The sequence below is a fragment of the Streptomyces sp. NBC_00207 genome, from assembly GCF_045160965.1.
Classification (GTDB): domain Bacteria; phylum Actinomycetota; class Actinomycetes; order Streptomycetales; family Streptomycetaceae; genus Streptomyces.
The window spans coordinates 8997319-9011848 of the sequence record NZ_CP130715.1 but is presented as its reverse complement, the minus strand read 5'-3'; the positions used below and the strand labels follow the sequence as shown (position 1 = coordinate 9011848).

The following is a 14530-nucleotide window of genomic DNA, read 5'->3' as shown; positions in this document are numbered from 1 at the left end:
GCAGTGGGGCGCGCGGGCGGCACGGTGCGCCCGTCGGGAGGCGCCCGACCGAACCCGGCAGACGTTATCCGAAATCGTTTTCATTTCCAATACGCCGATTTTCGGGTACGGTGCGGAGGCATGGAAGAACTGAGACAGCATCAGGAAGTGCGCGTGGGGGCGTACGGGGTACGGCACGCCGGGCCGCAGGACGTCCGGGGCGCGCGCAGCGTCATGCTCGACACCTTCTACCGGGAGTTCACGTACGGGTACGTGCCCGAGTGGCACTCCGACGTCGTCGACATCCGCGGCACCTACCTCGACCACCCGCGCCACACCCTCGTCGTGGCCGTGCGGGACGGGGAGGTGGTGGGCACGTGCGCCGTGCACTCCCGCGGGCCCGTCCACCCGCCGCATCCCCGCTGGCTCGCCGAGCGCTACCCCTCGGGCAGCACCGCCCAGCTCCTGCGGGTCTACGTACGCCCTGCCCACCGCAGGAACGGGCTGGCCCGGGCCATGGTCCGGGAGGCGTGCGCCTTCGCGGCCGGCGTGCCGGGCTACGAGCGCGTCTACCTGCACACGAACGTCGACATCCCGGGCGCGGAGCGGTTCTGGCGCAGTCTGGCCACCGAGGTCTGGGACGCCCGCACCACCGGCGAGCACGGCGGATTCGGGACGGTCCACTTCGAGATCCCGGCGCCCTGGGCGCTGCCGTGACTCCCCGCTCCGCCTCGACTCCGGGCCGTGCTGTGACTCCGCACACCCTCCCTTGACCGATCAAGGAAGGGTTACCTAAGTTCGAATCATGAGCCCGCAGCCCCCCACTCCCCCCGCCGGCCCGGACGACGCGGCCGCCGAGCCCGCGCTGGTCGGCTTCACCGTCGACCTCACCTCCCAGGAGGTCCTCCGGCGAGCCCAGGTGATGGAGGCCCTCGGCCCCGACTGGGACCCGATCGAGGTGCTGCGCGGCGAGGAGACGGCGTACGACCTGCTGTACTCGGGGCTCGACGAGGCCCAGCAGCGCATGTACGACGACCTGGTCGCGGCCGGCGTGCTGCCCCGCCGAGGACACGGCCGTGCTGCCGCTTGACCCGCAGGCCGACATCGGCCGCCGGGCCTGGGTGGCCTGCCCGAACTGCGAGGACACCCGTGGGTGCGAGCCGTGCGGGGAGCGCGGGGCGTGCTCCGCGCACTGGCGCTACCTGCTCTCCAACACCGGCAGCCTGCTCCACCTGCAGTGCCCGGGCTGCACCCACGTCTGGGTGCACGAGAGCGGCTTCGGCGCCACCCGCTCCTCGCTGTGGAACCGGCTGACCGACGGCCTGTCGCACCCCTGACCCGGCCCGCGGCGGCCGACGGGCCGGGCCTGCGGAAGGTGCCTATCCTCGAAGAAGGTGCTGCTCCGAGCCCTGGAGGTCGGCTGTCATGACCGAGGCGAGCGAAGCGGTCCAGGCCGACCGCACCCTGAAGGCCAGGCACCGCGCGATGTGGGCGCTGGGCGACTACCCGTCCGTGGTCTCCCACGTCATCCCGGAGCTCGGGCCCCGGCTCGTGCAGGAGTGCGGCGTCCGGCAGGGCGACCGGGTGCTCGACGTCGCGGCGGGCTCCGGCAACGCGGCCATACCGGCCGCCCTGGCCGGGGCCGACGTGGTGGCCTCCGACCTCACCCCCGAGCTGCTGGAGATCGGGCGGCACCTGGCCGCCGTACGCGGCGCCCGGCTGGAGTGGCGGGAGGCGGACGCCGAGGCCCTGCCGTTCGCCGACGGGGAGTTCGACATCGTGATGTCCTGTGTCGGCGTCATGTTCGCCCCGCACCACCGGCCCGCCGCCGAGGAGATGCTGCGCGTCTGCCGCTCCGGCGGCACGATCGGGATGGCCAACTGGACCCCGCAGGGCTTCGTGGGCCGGATGTTCGCCACGATGAAGCCCTTCGCTCCCCCGCCGCCGCCCGGCGCCCAGCCGCCGCCCCTGTGGGGGGACGAGGAGCACGTCCACGAGCTGCTGGGCGATGCGGTCACCGACGTCGACGCCCGCCGCGAGACGGTCCGCGTGGACCGCTTCGCGAAGCCCGCGGACTTCCGGGAGTTCTTCAAGGCCTGCTACGGGCCGACGATCGCCGTCTACCGCGCCGTCGCCGGCGATCCGGACCGGGTGGCGGCCCTGGACGCCGCACTCGACGCCCTCGCCGCCGAGCACACCGTGGACGGGGTCATGGAGTGGGAGTACCTCCTGCTGACCGCCCACCGCCGGGGCTGATCCGCCCGCCGCAGCCGCGCCCCGGCAGACGTGCCCCGCAGTGCCCCGCAGCCGCGCCCGCTCCGGTCAGTCGACGGCCGGATGCACTTCCGGGTGCGCGTCCCACCACTCCTTGTGGAAGGCGTTGTTGTCCACATTGGCCAGATAGGCGCGGGCCGCGGCCCGGTAGAGCAGTTCCGCCTGCCCGGCCGAGAGCGCCGAGCGGTTCCAGGCCAGGCGGATGCGGCCCGTGATGGGGGTGCCGACGAGCGGGCGCATCACCGTCCCCTCCCCCGGCGGGGCCGTCGGCTGGCAGAGCGAGACCGCGCGGCCCGCGGCGATCAGGTCGTGCTGCATCTTGCGGTCGGTGATCCGGTAGCGCAGTGACGGGCTGAATCCGGCCTTCGCGCAGGCGGCGACGAGGGCCTCCGGACCGCCGTCGTCGTCCTCGACCAGGGTCAGCCACGGCTCGTCGGCGAGGTCGGCCAGGTCGATGCGGTCGAGGCCCGCGAGGGGGTGCTTCGCCGACAGCCTGATGCAGAAGGGCTCCTTCGGGATCAGCGTCCTGGCCAGGGTCCCCTCCGGCAGCGGGACCTCGTGGTCGTTGACCTCGCCGTACACGATGGCGTCGTAGCGCCCCGCGCCGAGCATCCGGGCCAGCGCGGTCACCGAGTCCTCCAGGTCCACGGCGATCTCCCGGCCGGACATGGACAGGTCGGTCTGGGCGAGGAGGCAGTCGAGCAGCACGAGCAGGATGCAGCCCAGGCGCAGCGGACCGCCGGCGGACAGGGCGCGCGCATCCGCTCCCAGGGCGTCCATCTCGCTGAGCACGCGACGCGCCCTGGCCAGGACGAACTGCCCCAGCGCGGTGGGTTCCACCCCGCCCCGACCGCGCACGAACAGCTCGCCGCCGGTGACCTGCTCGATGCGCCGCAGCTGCGCCGAGAGCGCGGGCTGGGAGACACCGAGCCGCCGCGCCGCGCCCCCCAGGCTGCCCGCCTCCGCTATCCGGCAGACGGCTTGCAGATGCCTCAACTCCAGCTGCATCCGGGCAGCGTACGCAGCAGCCCGTCCCGGCACCATAACGCGGGCCTTATGCCCGCCGGGATGTCCCATTCTCGTCATGTCCACGCTCATACTCGGCCGCGAACGAACACTCATCCCCGACCCCCCACGATCGGAGTGGACGTTGCAGCCCAGAAGATGGACGGCGGCCGTGGCGGCGATGGCGCTGACCGCAGGCCTCGCCGGCACCCTGGCCGGGACGGCATCGGCGGCGCAGCAGGCGCAGCCCGCACCCTCCCAGAAGGACACACCGGCCGCCCGCGCGGTCGCGGCGGCCGACCAGGCCGTCGACAGCGGTCTCGACTCCCTGGTCAACTCCTCGCAGGAACAGTACGAAAGACGTCTCGTCACCCCCTGGGTGAAGGACCTCTACTCCGTCTCCTACGAGCGCAGCTACCGCGGCCTGCCGGTCGTCGGCGGCGACGCGGTCGTACTCGCCGACGGCAACGGCAAGGTGCGCGCCCTCCAGTCGGCCTCCTCCGTACGGATCGACGTGGCGACGCGCGCGTCGGTCTCCGCGAAGGACGCCGAGTCCGCCGCGCGCGCGAGGCTGGCCTCGGTCGACAAGGTCGAGAGCAGCCGGCTCGTCGTGCGGCTCAAGGACGACAAGCCGGTGCTGGCCTGGGAGACCGTGCTGAGCGGCCGTACCAAAACCGCGCCCAGCAGACTGCACGTCTTCACGGACGCGCGGACCGGCGCCTTCGTCGACAGCTACGACGACGTGGTGGCCGGCACGGGCAACAGCAAGTGGAACGGGCCGGGCCCGATCTCCCTCGACACCACCAACTCGGGTTCCACGTACACGCTGCGCGACCCGAACCGGACCGGCCTCAGCTGCGCCGACTACGGCAACGGCACGGTCTTCACCAAGTCCTCCGACTCCTGGGGCACCGGCAACCCCACGAGCAAGGAGACCGGCTGCGTCGACCTGATGTTCGCGGCGCAGAAGCAGTGGGACATGCTCGCCCAGTGGCTCGGCCGCAACGGCGTCAGCGGCAACGGCCGCAGCTTCCCCGGCAAGGTGGGCCTGGGCGACCTCAACGCCTACTGGGACGGCAGCTCGGTCACCATCGGCCACAACAGCGCCAACGAGTGGATCGCCGGCGTGGACGTGGTGGCCCACGAGTACGGGCACGCCATCGACTCCAACACCCCCGGCGGCACCAGCGGCCAGGAGTCCGGCCTCGGCGAGGCCACCGGCGACATCTTCGGCGCGCTGACCGAGGCGTACATCAACCAGCCGGCCCCGTACGACACCCCCGACTACACCGTCGGCGAGGTCATCAACCTCCAGGGCCGGGGCCCCATCCGCAACATGTACAACCCGCCGGCCGTCAACAACGACCCGGCCTGCTACAGCTCGGCGATACCCGGCACCGAGGTGCACAAGGCCGCCGGCCCGCTGAACCACTGGTTCTACCTGCTGGCCGAGGGCAGCAGCCCGGGCGGCGGCAAGCCGAGCAGCCCGACCTGCAACCAGTCCACGGTCACCGGGGTGGGCGTCCAGAACGCCGGCAAGATCTTCTACGGCGGCATGCTGCTCAAGACCAGCAGCATGTCCTACAAGAAGTACCGCACGGCGACGCTGAGCTCCGCCAAGTCGCTCGACGCCACCTGCGATCTCTTCAACAAGACCAAGGGCGCCTGGGACGCGATCAGCGTGCCCGCCCAGACCGCTGACCCGACCTGCACCCCGAGCGGCCAGAACAACGACTTCTCGATGGCGCTGAACCCCTCGTCGGGCACCGTCCAGCAGGGCGGTACGGTCACCACGACCGTCGGCACCACCGTCACCACCGGCACCGCCCAGTCGGTGACGCTGACCGCAAGCGGCCTGCCGGCCGGGGTGAGCGCCTCCTTCAACCCCGCCACCGTGCAGTCCGGCCAGTCCTCCGTACTGACCCTGACCGCCACCGCCAACGCGGCGCCCGGCGCGTCCACCGTCGTCGTCAAGGGACAGGGCGCCGCCCTCTCCCACACCGTCGACTACACGCTCAACGTCGGCGGGACCCAGCCCGGCAACGACCCGCCGGACATCAGCGTCGCCAACGTGCAGGCGCACCTGGCCCAGTTCGGCACCATCGCCTCCCAGAACGGCGGCCACCGCCGTGCGGGCAGCGCCGGCTACACGCAGTCGCTGGCCTACGTGAAGGGCAAGCTGCAGGCCGCCGGATACACGGTCACCGAGCAGAACTGCTCCTCCTGCACCTACCCGTCGAACAACCTGATCGCCGACTGGCCGGGCGGCCCGGCCGACCAGACCGTCATGTTCGGCGCCCACCTGGACGGCGTCTCGGCCGGCCCCGGCATCAACGACAACGGCTCGGGCTCCGCGACCCTGCTGGAGAACGCGCTCGTCCTCGCCCAGAAGAACCCCACGATGACCAAGCACGTGCGCTTCGCCTGGTGGACCGACGAGGAGCAGGGCCTCAACGGCTCCGAGTTCTACGTCAACCAGCTGAGCAGCGCCCAGCGCGCGGCCATCAAGGGCTACTACAACTTCGACATGGTCGGATCCACCAACGGCGGCTACTTCATCAACAACGTCAACTCCGCCACCGCGGCCCCGCTCAAGGCGTACTGGACCTCGCTGAACCTGGCGCCCGAGGAGAACACCGAGGGCCAGGGCCGCAGCGACGACTACTCCTTCCAGCAGGGCGGCATCCCCACCTCCGGCTACGCGGCCGGGGCCAGCGCCCGCAAGACCTCGGCGCAGGCCGCGAAGTGGGGCGGCACGGCGAACGCCGCCTACGACTCCTGCTACCACAGCGCCTGCGACACCACGAACAACATCAGCGCCACGGTGCTGGACCGCAGTGCCGACGGCGTCGCCTACGCCGTGTGGAAGCAGGCCGTCGGCGGTGAGACGCCCGCGCAGGACTTCTCCATCGGTGTCAGCCCGTCCGCGGGCAGTGCGGCCCCCGGCGGCTCCGCCACCGCCACGGTGAACACCGCCACCGTGAGCGGCGCCGCGCAGACCGTCGCCCTCTCCGTCACCGGCGCGCCGGCCGGCGTGAGCGCCACGCTGAGCCCCGCGTCCGTGCAGTCCGGCAGCTCCTCGACGCTGTCCGTCCAGGTCGGCGCGAGCACCGTGCCCGGCACCTACACCCTGACGGTCACCGGCTCCGGCACCGTCAGCCACACCACCACCTACACGCTGACCGTCACCGGCAGCGGCACCTGCACCCCGCGCCAGCTCGTGGTCAACGGCGGCTTCGAGAGCGGCTCCAGCCCGTGGACCGCGACCGCCGGCGTCATCACCAACCAGTCCGGGCAGGCCCCGCACGGCGGCAGCTACAAGGCGTGGCTGAACGGGTACGGGTCCACCCACACCGACAGCGCCTCGCAGTCGCTGGCCATTCCGTCGGGCTGCGCCTCGTACCGGCTGTCGTTCTTCCTCCACATCGACACGGACGAGGACGAGAACGTCGTCTACGACCGGTTCACCGTCTCCGCCGGCAGCCAGACGCTGGCGTCCTTCTCCAACCTGGACGCGAACTCCGGCTACGCCGAGAAGTCCTACGACCTGTCGGCGTTCGCCGGCCAGACCGTCACCCTGAAGTTCAACGGCGTGGAGGACCAGTCCCTCCAGACCTCCTTCGTCGTGGACGATGTCGCCCTCCAGGTGAGCTGACGCCCACCCGGCCCTCTGATGTCCGGCCCGGTCCCCGTACGGCGGGGGCCGGGCCGGACGCCTGCCGTACTGTTCCCGTGTGGACGTATCGGTCGATCAGGGACGGACATGGAGCAATACGGGCAACGCGTCGCACGCTCGCTGCACGGCCTGTGGGAGGTCTACCTCGCGCGCGAGGCCTCCGCCCGCTTCGACCTGCACCTCGCCCTCGGCGCCGCCGTCATGGTCGGCGTACCGGCCCTGACGGGCGTGGTCACCGGGGAGACCCGGGCGGCGGGCCTCTTCACCCTCGCCGCGTTCCTCACCTCGCTGGCGACGCCGGAGACGGACCCGCGCGGTCGGATCCGGCAGTTCGGCCTGCGGACCGCGATGCTCACCGCGGCGCAGGCCCTCGGCATGCTGACCTCCGGCCACTTGTGGGCCTCCGCGGCCGTCGCCGGCCTCCTGTCGCTGCTCGCACCCCTGCCCGGGGTGGCCGTCACCCCGGTGATCGTGATGGTGCTGGGCACCGCCCCGCAGCCCGGACTCGGCTCCGCCGAACAGCTGCTGCTCTTCGCCGCGGGCTCCCTGTGGGCAGGGCTGATCCTGCTCGTCCCCTTCGTCGGCGGCCGCTACGGACCCGCCCCGGTCCGCGCACCGGGTCCCGGCACGTGGCGGGGATTCCGGGCGGCGGTGGCGGCCGGGGACCCCGAGGTCCGCTACGCCGTACGGCTGTTCGTGTGCGTCACCACCGCGTCCGTGGTGCTCGGGCTGCTGGCGGTCCCGCACGCGAGCTGGGCCCTGATCGGCATCCTCACCACGCTGCGCCCCAGCTGGGGCCAGACCCACAGCCGCATCGTCAAACGGCTCGTCGGCACCTTCGCCGGGTGCGTCCTGACGGCGCTGCTGCTGCTCTTCACCCCCGGGTCCGCGCTCGCCGAGGCGGTCGTCGTGACCGTCCTCGCCGCGGTCGCCCGGCCCGTGCGCGGCTTCAACTACGGTCTCTGGCCCGTGTTCGCCACGCCGCTGCTGCTCCTGCTCACGGACTTCGACCAGCACCTGGGATGGGTGGACGTCGCGGAACGCCTCGGGAACAACCTGCTCGGCGCGCTGCTGGCCGCCGCGGCGGCGCTGCTGCTGTGGCCCGCGCGCGAGGAGGGCCGGATCCCGGAGCGGCTCGCCACCCTGCTCGACACCCACGCGCGCTTCCTCGAACGGGTCGCCGTGGTCGTGGAGTTCGGGCCCGTCCGGCACCGGGAGTTCCGCGTCCTCAAGGCCGAGGCGGCCACCGCGGACCTACGGGCGGCCCGCGCGCGCCTGGCCACCCGGCGCGGGGCGGATCCGGAGCTGCTGGACCGGCTCGACGACGCGTGCGGGGCGGCCGGCCGGCTGCGCGCCCTGGTCACGGTGCACCGCCCCTACGACCGGGCCCGGGAAGTGCTGGATCCGGCCGAACTGCTGGCGTGCGCAGGCCTGCTGCGGGACGCGGCGGCCGCCGTCACTCCGACGGGGCGGGCCGGGCCGCGGGGTCCGGGCCCGGGCCCCGCGGCCCCGCTCACGGACGCGGCGTACGCGCTGGCGGGTGCGGCACTGGCGACGGCTTCGGCCGCGGTCCGCGCCACCCGGGGCATCGGCCGGGCCGCGGAGTCCGGCACGGCCTGAGCCCCGCCTCCCCCGGGCGCCGCCGCCTCAGACCCCGCTGCGGATCCGGTCGCGGCGCCGTCCCGCGCCGACCGCGGCCACACACCATCCCGCCACCCAGACGGCGCCGACCACCAGTGCCGCGAGGGCCGTGCCCATGTCCGGGGGCGTGTCGCCGAGGCTCGGGGACACACCTGCCGCCCGCGCGCCGAAGCCGACGACCCCGGCTCCGACCATCGCGATGCCCGCCCACGAGACGGCGATCGCGGCCCACCGGACGGACCGGGCCGCGGGCGGGCGCACCAGCAGGAGGGCGACGAGGGCCATCAGCAGGCCGAGGCCGGCGTTGCCCAGCTGGGCGGCCGTGACATCGGCGACCTGGGCGTAGGCCTCCTGCGGTGCGGGGAAGCCCGGCATGCCCAGCTCGCCCTCCCGGGCAAGGTCGATCTTGCTCACGGTGTAGGCGAGCGCACCGGCGCAAGCGGTGAGCGCGCCGATCCGGCGGGTCCTCGGTGATCGGGTCATGGCCCCATCCTGCTGCGCGGGCCCGCACCGCCGCCTCCTCCCCGCGTACGGTGCTGCTCCCCCGTGCGGGGGAGCAGCACCGTAGGCGGGACACTCGTCACACGGAGCCGCCCCGGGCGAACTCGGCTTCGAGCACCTCGGTGAAGAGGCCGATCGGGTCGCTCCAGTCGCCGTTGAGGCTCTGGGAGACGAGGTGCCCGCCGTCACGGGTGCCGAAGGTGTAGCAGAACGATCCGGTGAAGGCGCCGCCCATGCCCCAGACCCGCTCACCGGAGGACAGCTCGACGGATGCCACGGCCAGTCCGTAGGAGGTGTGGGGGATCCACTTGCCCTCGGGGGTGGGGAACGCGGTGAACATCTCCTCCTGCTGGGCGGGCGGCAGCAGCCGGCCGCCCAGCAGCGCGCCGAAGAACCGGTTCAGGTCCCCGACGGTGGAGACCATCCCGCCGGCCGTCCAGGCGAAGCTCGCGTTGAGCTCGGTCACGTCGTGGATCTCGGCATCGGGCGCGGGCAGGTGGTTCTTGCTGTAGAGCCGGGTGTGCGGTCCGCGCAGCTCGTGCTGGCCATCGCCGGGCAGGTAGGTTCCGGTCAGTGCGAGCGGGCGGACGATGCGCTGCTCGAGCTCGTCGGCGTAGCTCCGGCCGGTCACCTTCTCGATGACGAGGCCGCTCAGGATGTAGCCGGTGTTGCTGTAGGTCCAGCCCTCGCCCGGCGCGAAGTCGGGGGCGTGGGACATCGCGACCTCCACGAGCTCCTCCGGGCGGAACCGGTCGTAGCGGTGCTCCAGGAAGGCGGGGCCGTAGTGCCTGGACGTCAGCGATTCGTCCTGGGCGTAGTTGAAGAGTCCGCTGGTCATGCCGAGCAACTGGCGCAGGGTGACCCCGCCGCCGTCGTTGCCGTTCCCCCGGACCAGGCCCGGCAGCCACTGGTCGACGGTGTCGTCCAGGCCGAGCCTGCCCTCGGCCGCCAGCTGGAGGAGGAGGGTGGCCGTGAACGTCTTGGTGGTGCTGCCGATGCGGAACTGCTCCTGCGGCAGCCGCGCGCGCCCGGTCACCGTGTCCGCCACCCCCGCCGCCCCGAACCAGCGGCCCGCGCCGTCCTGGACCTCGGCGACCATGCCGGGAAGGCCGCTCTCGGTCACGGCCCGGTCCAGGACCTCCTGCACGGCCGAACGCGAACTCGTCTTCCGGGGAACGGACTTGGTCATCTCGGTCTCCTCGATGCGGCTCCGGCGTTCTTCCCTGAGTGAAAAACGCTACGCCGCGGGGACCTTCGGGCGCTGGCCCGCTCCCGGCCAACATCGAGAAGACCGGGACAACCGGATTGCCGCTCTTCCCTTCCCTCGCATCCGCTGATATCCGGGGAGGTTGCCCGGCAGCCGGTGCGCGACCGGGGTCAGCGGCCCGTCGTCACTTGGAGCCGCCGCTCCCGCGCCGCTCGGGGGCGATCATGGCGGTCAGGCCGAGGTCCAGCTCCGCGCCGTCGACGAGCAGCGCCTCGATCGAGCGCGTACGGGGGTCGATGTCGGCCTCCATGCCCTCACCGCGGTAGTGGGGGTAACCGGAGGAGCCGGTCTCGCCCGTCGCCTCGACCGTGGCCGCGCGCAGGGCCCTGTCGGCGGCGGAGGCTCCGCGCAGGTTCTCGATGTGCTCGGGCACCAGCAGGATCTGGAAGCTCTGCGGCTCATTGGTCATGGCTCGAAGCTACCCGATCAGGTGCCCCGGAGCGGGCGCTCACACGCCCCACCTCGTACGCTCTCCAGGACCCCCGGACGCGAACGAAGAGGCAACACCATGAGCGGCGATTCCCCGAGCAAGATCCTCCTTGTGGCGAAGGACCGCACCCTCCGGACCCTGCTGGAGCGCCTCCTCGTCGGCCGGGGGTTCGCCGTGGTCGACGGCGGGAGCGGGGTGGACGCCATTGCCCTGCTGGGCAGCGCCGGCCCGATCGCCCTGCTGATCTGCGAGCGCACCGGTCCGGGTCTGGACGAGGTGGCCATGTTCGAGGAGATCCGCCGCCACCCCGACCACGGGCGCGTGCCGATCCTGGCGCTGCCGCCCGCGGACCCGGAGTGCACGGTCCAGGCGCTGGCGGCCGGGGTGAGCGACTGCCTCGCGAAGCCGTTCCACCCGACCGAGTTCCTGGCCCGCGTCGAGCGCCTCGCCCGGCAGACCGCGGCCTGATTCCGCTCTTCGGCCTTTGGCCCATCGTCGGGATCCGGCCGGTCCGGGCCGGGGAGCGCGATTGGCCGGAGATCGCCCTGGTCCGGGCCGCCCGGGGTTCCTACGATTCGGGCACCCGGTCTCCACCGATCGGGAATTGTCAGGGACATGCCCAGATTCCCCTTCCTGGGCCTGCCCCGTTCCACCCTGCACACCGGTCTGTGACGACCCGGCTCCGCTCTGGCCGGCCGCACCCCCCACCTTCCGGCACACAGGCACCCGCCTGCGCGCCGCCCGGTACCGAAGCAGTGGAATGGAGAACCATGTCCGGTGCATTCCTCGTGAGCGGCGCGATCGGCGCCCTGCTCACGGCCACCGTCCCCACGCACACCACCCCGTCCGCCATCGTTGACCCGCCGCCCGACCGCATCGTGATCGAAGTCGCCACGGTGAACGGATCCGGGTGTCCCAAGGACACCGCCGAGGTCGCCGTGTCCCAGGACAACACCGCCTTCACCGTGACCTACAGCCAGTACCTCGCACAGGTCGGTGGCGGCGCCCCGCCCACCGCGGCGCGCAAGAACTGCCAGCTCAGCCTGATCGTGCATGTGCCCCACGGCTTCACCTACGCGGTCGCCAGCGCCGACTACCGCGGCTACGCCTCGCTCGCGCCGGGCGCGAAGGCCACCGAGAAGGCCTCGTACTACTTCCAGGGCTCGCCGGACACCGCCGCGCGCACCCACAACTTCAGCGGGCCGCAGGAGGACAACTGGCAGGCCACCGACGTGACCGACTGGGCCCAGCTGGTGTGGGCGCCGTGCGGCGTGCAGCGCAACTTCAACATCAACACCGAACTGCGCGTCAACAGAGGCACCTCGTCCCCCTCGTCCACCAGCTACATGACGATGGACTCCACCGACGGCAGCATCAACACCATCTATCACCTCGCCTGGAAGCAGTGCCCCGGCAAGTGATCCGCCCCGGCCGTCCCCCGCTGCGCGTGCGCGCGCAGCGGGGGACGGTACCCGCGTTCCCGGACCAGCCGGGTGGTGAGTTCGGTGAAGGCGCGGGACGCGGCGCTCTCGTACGCGTTCCCGCGGCGCAGCAGGGTGACCGTGCGGGACGGGAGGGCGGGGTCCAGGGAGACGGGGCGCAGGTACGGGTGGTCGTCGGTGACCGCGGCGGGCAGGACGGTCGCCAGTGAGGTGCGCCGGACGATTTCGGTGAGGGCCTGGACCGAGTTCGCCTCGACCGCGATGGGCGGCCGTACGCCGTGTGCGGCGAGGTAGGCGTCGACGTGCCCGCGGGTGGCGAAGTCCCCGCTGAGCAGCGCCAGTCGGCGCGCCGCCAGGTCGCCTACGGGCAGGGGCTCGGGATCCGCGTCGGCGGCGGCGACCAGGGCGAGGGTCTCCGTGAACAGCGGGGTCGCGGCGATGCCCGGCAGGTGTGGCCCCTCGAAGGCGAGGCCGAGGTCGTGGTCGTCGGCGAGCAGGCCGGCTTCGATGCGGTCCTGCGGCATCTCGCGGAGCTCCAGGGTGATGCCGGGGTGGGCGGCGTGCAGTGCGGCGACGAGCGGGCCCACGAGGTATGCGGTGAAGGTGGGGGTCAGCGCGAGGCGCAGGTGGCCGCGGGAGAGGTCGGCCAGGTCCAGGACGGCCCGCTCGGCGGCCGCGAGGTCCCGCAGGGCGCTGCGCGCGTGGTGGACGTACGTCGCGCCGGCGTCGGTGAGCCGTACGGTGCGCCCGGTACGGTCCAACAGCTGGGCGCCCACGGTGCGTTCGAGCTGCTTCACCTGCTGGGACAGGGTGGGCTGGGAGATTCGCAGCTCCTCGGCTGCGCGGGTGAAGCTGCCGTGTCCGGCGACGGCGATCAGATAGCGCAGGTGACGCAGTTCCAGAGCCATGACGACAACTATAGATGCCATCGATGGCAGACATGGATTTTGCGTCTTGGACACAATAGATGCAGGTCATGCATGGTGGAACACGTCAGCCCCCAGGGGCCCACCCCATCGAAGGGAGTGACCGTGCAGGACCTCTCGGACGGCGTCGCACGCTTCCGGCGCGAGGTGTTTCCGGCTAAGGCGGAGCTCTTCGCCCGGCTGGCCGGTACGCACCGGCCGACGACCCTCTTCATCGGCTGCTCCGACGCCCGCGTGGTGCCGGAGCTCATCACCCAGAGCGAGCCGGGCGACCTGTTCGTCGTCCGCACCGCCGGGAACCTCGTACCCGCCTACGCGCCGGGCCCGGACGGGGTGACGGCCAGCATCGAGTACGCCGTCGCCGTCCTCGGTGTCACCGGCATCGTCGTGTGCGGGCACTCCGCCTGCGGCGCGATGACCGCCCTGGCCGAGGGCACGGACCTGGGCGCCGCCCCCTCCGTCGCCGGCTGGCTGCGGCACGCGGACGCCTCGGTGGCCCGGACGGCGGGCTCCGGCCCGGACCGGGTGTCCGCCCTGGTGCACGAGAACGTACGCGCCCAGCTCGCGAACCTGGCCACCCACCCCTCGGTCGCCCGTGCCCGGGCGGCGGGCACCCTCGCCCTGCGCGGATGGGTGTACGACATCCGCTCCGGCGGTGTCGCGGAGGTCGGCCCCCTCGCCGACCGCCCGGCCGTCCTCGGCCCGCGCACCGCCTGAACACCCTCCTGAATCCCCCTCCCCCCTCCGAACCCCCTCACCGCAGAAGGACGTCCCGCCATGCCGCACGCCCAGTTCGACCCCACCGCCCGCCAGGCCCTGGCCGTCGCCGTCGTCGATGCCAAGACCCGCAAGGACCTCACCTGGCAGCAGCTCGCCGACGCCGCCGGCCTGTCGGTCGCCTTCGTCACCGCCGCCCTGCTCGGCCAGCACCCCCTCCCCGGGGCCGCGGCGCACGCGGTGGCCGGGCTGCTCGGCCTCGACGGGGACGCGGCGCTGCTCCTGCAGACGATCCCGGCCCGCGGCCCGGTGACCGGTGGCGTCCCGGCCGATCCGACCATCTACCGCTTCCACGAGATGCTCCACGTGTACGGGACCACCCTGAAGGCCCTGGTCCACGAGCAGTTCGGCGACGGCATCATCAGCGCGATCAACTTCAGGCTGGACGTGAAGAAGGTCGCCGACCCCGAGGGCGGCGAGCGCGCCGTCATCACCCTGGACGGCAAGTACCTCCCGACGAAGCCCTTCTGACGAAGCCCTTCCGGCACACGTCGAAGAGCCTCTCGCCCGGTCGGGCGGGAGGCTCTTCGAGTTGCGGTTCGGTGCCCACGGTGACGGCCATCGGGCCGGCGCGCGCCGGTTGGAGCGTGGATCCGCTGATCCGGGTGGAGC

15 protein-coding genes are annotated in these 14530 nt (G+C 72.6%); 10 read left to right on the top strand and 5 right to left on the bottom strand.

Translation table 11 applies throughout. The annotated features are described in order from the left end of the window. The first annotated feature begins 120 nt into the window (after nucleotides 1-120). The 4 genes from OG472_RS41630 (at nucleotide 121) to OG472_RS41615 (ending at nucleotide 2235) form a co-directional block, all read left to right on the top strand. Nucleotides 121-696, top strand: coding sequence for a GNAT family N-acetyltransferase (locus OG472_RS41630; protein WP_401614495.1), 576 nt, complete (start codon nucleotides 121-123; stop codon nucleotides 694-696). A gap of 88 nt (nucleotides 697-784) precedes the next feature. Continuing rightward, nucleotides 785-1069 (top strand): DUF6400 family protein, encoded by a 285-nt coding sequence (locus OG472_RS41625; protein ID WP_405943015.1) that lies wholly within the window; start codon nucleotides 785-787, stop codon nucleotides 1067-1069. Further along, a complete protein-coding gene (locus tag OG472_RS41620; RefSeq protein WP_401614499.1) occupies nucleotides 1056-1316 on the top strand; it encodes a hypothetical protein in 261 nt (86 codons plus the stop codon). The genes OG472_RS41625 and OG472_RS41620 overlap by 14 nt, the downstream gene beginning before the upstream one ends. Before the next feature lie 88 nt (nucleotides 1317-1404). After that, a complete protein-coding gene (locus OG472_RS41615; protein WP_401614500.1) occupies nucleotides 1405-2235 on the top strand; it encodes a class I SAM-dependent methyltransferase in 831 nt (276 codons plus the stop codon). 66 nt (nucleotides 2236-2301) lie between these two features. Here OG472_RS41615 and OG472_RS41610 read toward each other — a convergent pair whose 3' ends face one another. Continuing rightward, nucleotides 2302-3261: a LysR family transcriptional regulator gene (locus OG472_RS41610; RefSeq protein ID WP_405834456.1), complete on the bottom strand. Its 960-nt coding sequence runs from the start codon at nucleotides 3259-3261 to the stop codon at nucleotides 2302-2304. A gap of 178 nt (nucleotides 3262-3439) precedes the next feature. Here OG472_RS41610 and OG472_RS41605 point away from each other — a divergent pair, with 178 nt between their 5' ends. Together OG472_RS41605 and OG472_RS41600 are read left to right on the top strand one after the other, a co-directional pair. Then, on the top strand, nucleotides 3440-6913 hold the full coding sequence (locus OG472_RS41605; protein ID WP_405943255.1) for a M28 family peptidase: 3474 nt from the start codon (nucleotides 3440-3442) through the stop codon (nucleotides 6911-6913). Between the two features lie 108 nt (nucleotides 6914-7021). After that, the gene (locus tag OG472_RS41600) at nucleotides 7022-8554 is read left to right on the top strand and encodes an FUSC family protein (protein ID WP_405943014.1); all 1533 of its coding nucleotides are present in this window, start codon (nucleotides 7022-7024) and stop codon (nucleotides 8552-8554) included. A 27-nt stretch (nucleotides 8555-8581) separates the two neighbouring features. Here the strand turns inward: OG472_RS41600 and OG472_RS41595 are convergent, their stop codons facing one another. The 3 genes from OG472_RS41595 to OG472_RS41585 form a co-directional block, all read right to left on the bottom strand. Continuing rightward, the gene (locus tag OG472_RS41595) at nucleotides 8582-9058 is read right to left on the bottom strand and encodes a hypothetical protein (RefSeq protein ID WP_405943013.1); all 477 of its coding nucleotides are present in this window, start codon (nucleotides 9056-9058) and stop codon (nucleotides 8582-8584) included. Nucleotides 9059-9155: 97 nt separating this feature from the next. Continuing rightward, nucleotides 9156-10265, bottom strand: coding sequence for a serine hydrolase domain-containing protein (locus OG472_RS41590; protein ID WP_405943012.1), 1110 nt, complete (start codon nucleotides 10263-10265; stop codon nucleotides 9156-9158). 202 nt (nucleotides 10266-10467) lie between these two features. Beyond that, on the bottom strand, nucleotides 10468-10752 hold the full coding sequence (locus OG472_RS41585; RefSeq protein ID WP_401614510.1) for a hypothetical protein: 285 nt from the start codon (nucleotides 10750-10752) through the stop codon (nucleotides 10468-10470). Nucleotides 10753-10851: 99 nt separating this feature from the next. Here OG472_RS41585 and OG472_RS41580 point away from each other — a divergent pair, with 99 nt between their 5' ends. Both OG472_RS41580 and OG472_RS41575 read left to right on the top strand, forming a co-directional pair. Continuing rightward, nucleotides 10852-11241 carry a PleD family two-component system response regulator gene (locus OG472_RS41580; RefSeq protein WP_405834448.1) on the top strand — a complete coding sequence of 130 codons (390 nt, stop codon included), beginning with the start codon at nucleotides 10852-10854 and terminating at the stop codon, nucleotides 11239-11241. A 302-nt stretch (nucleotides 11242-11543) separates the two neighbouring features. Further along, nucleotides 11544-12194, top strand: coding sequence for a DUF4360 domain-containing protein (locus OG472_RS41575; RefSeq protein ID WP_401614514.1), 651 nt, complete (start codon nucleotides 11544-11546; stop codon nucleotides 12192-12194). Here OG472_RS41575 and cynR read toward each other — a convergent pair. Further along, nucleotides 12161-13123, bottom strand: a complete 963-nt coding sequence (gene cynR / locus OG472_RS41570; RefSeq protein ID WP_405943011.1) for a transcriptional regulator CynR — start codon at nucleotides 13121-13123, stop codon at nucleotides 12161-12163. The two genes, OG472_RS41575 and cynR, sit on opposite strands and share 34 nt — an antisense overlap. A 123-nt stretch (nucleotides 13124-13246) precedes the next feature. Here cynR and OG472_RS41565 point away from each other — a divergent pair, with 123 nt between their 5' ends. Together OG472_RS41565 and cynS are read left to right on the top strand one after the other, a co-directional pair. Beyond that, the gene (locus tag OG472_RS41565) at nucleotides 13247-13858 is read left to right on the top strand and encodes a carbonic anhydrase (protein WP_405943010.1); all 612 of its coding nucleotides are present in this window, start codon (nucleotides 13247-13249) and stop codon (nucleotides 13856-13858) included. Between the two features lie 60 nt (nucleotides 13859-13918). Next, nucleotides 13919-14389, top strand: coding sequence for a cyanase (cynS, locus tag OG472_RS41560; protein WP_405943009.1), 471 nt, complete (start codon nucleotides 13919-13921; stop codon nucleotides 14387-14389). Nucleotides 14390-14530: the final 141 nt, after the last annotated feature.

What these genes read in the sequence shown, in the direction of transcription:
- OG472_RS41610 (WP_405834456.1), bottom strand. Translation starts at nt 3,261, where the DNA reads ATGCAGCTGGAGTTGAGGCATCTGCAAGCCGTCTGCCGGATAGCGGAG.
- OG472_RS41580 (WP_405834448.1), top strand. Translation starts at nt 10,852, where the DNA reads ATGAGCGGCGATTCCCCGAGCAAGATCCTCCTTGTGGCGAAGGACCGC.
- OG472_RS41585 (WP_401614510.1), bottom strand. Translation starts at nt 10,752, where the DNA reads ATGACCAATGAGCCGCAGAGCTTCCAGATCCTGCTGGTGCCCGAGCAC.
- cynS (WP_405943009.1), top strand. Translation starts at nt 13,919, where the DNA reads ATGCCGCACGCCCAGTTCGACCCCACCGCCCGCCAGGCCCTGGCCGTC.
- OG472_RS41595 (WP_405943013.1), bottom strand. Translation starts at nt 9,058, where the DNA reads ATGACCCGATCACCGAGGACCCGCCGGATCGGCGCGCTCACCGCTTGC.
- OG472_RS41625 (WP_405943015.1), top strand. Translation starts at nt 785, where the DNA reads ATGAGCCCGCAGCCCCCCACTCCCCCCGCCGGCCCGGACGACGCGGCC.
- OG472_RS41615 (WP_401614500.1), top strand. Translation starts at nt 1,405, where the DNA reads ATGACCGAGGCGAGCGAAGCGGTCCAGGCCGACCGCACCCTGAAGGCC.
- OG472_RS41575 (WP_401614514.1), top strand. Translation starts at nt 11,544, where the DNA reads ATGTCCGGTGCATTCCTCGTGAGCGGCGCGATCGGCGCCCTGCTCACG.
- OG472_RS41630 (WP_401614495.1), top strand. Translation starts at nt 121, where the DNA reads ATGGAAGAACTGAGACAGCATCAGGAAGTGCGCGTGGGGGCGTACGGG.
- OG472_RS41590 (WP_405943012.1), bottom strand. Translation starts at nt 10,265, where the DNA reads ATGACCAAGTCCGTTCCCCGGAAGACGAGTTCGCGTTCGGCCGTGCAG.
- OG472_RS41605 (WP_405943255.1), top strand. Translation starts at nt 3,440, where the DNA reads ATGGCGCTGACCGCAGGCCTCGCCGGCACCCTGGCCGGGACGGCATCG.
- OG472_RS41600 (WP_405943014.1), top strand. Translation starts at nt 7,022, where the DNA reads ATGGAGCAATACGGGCAACGCGTCGCACGCTCGCTGCACGGCCTGTGG.
- cynR (WP_405943011.1), bottom strand. Translation starts at nt 13,123, where the DNA reads ATGGCTCTGGAACTGCGTCACCTGCGCTATCTGATCGCCGTCGCCGGA.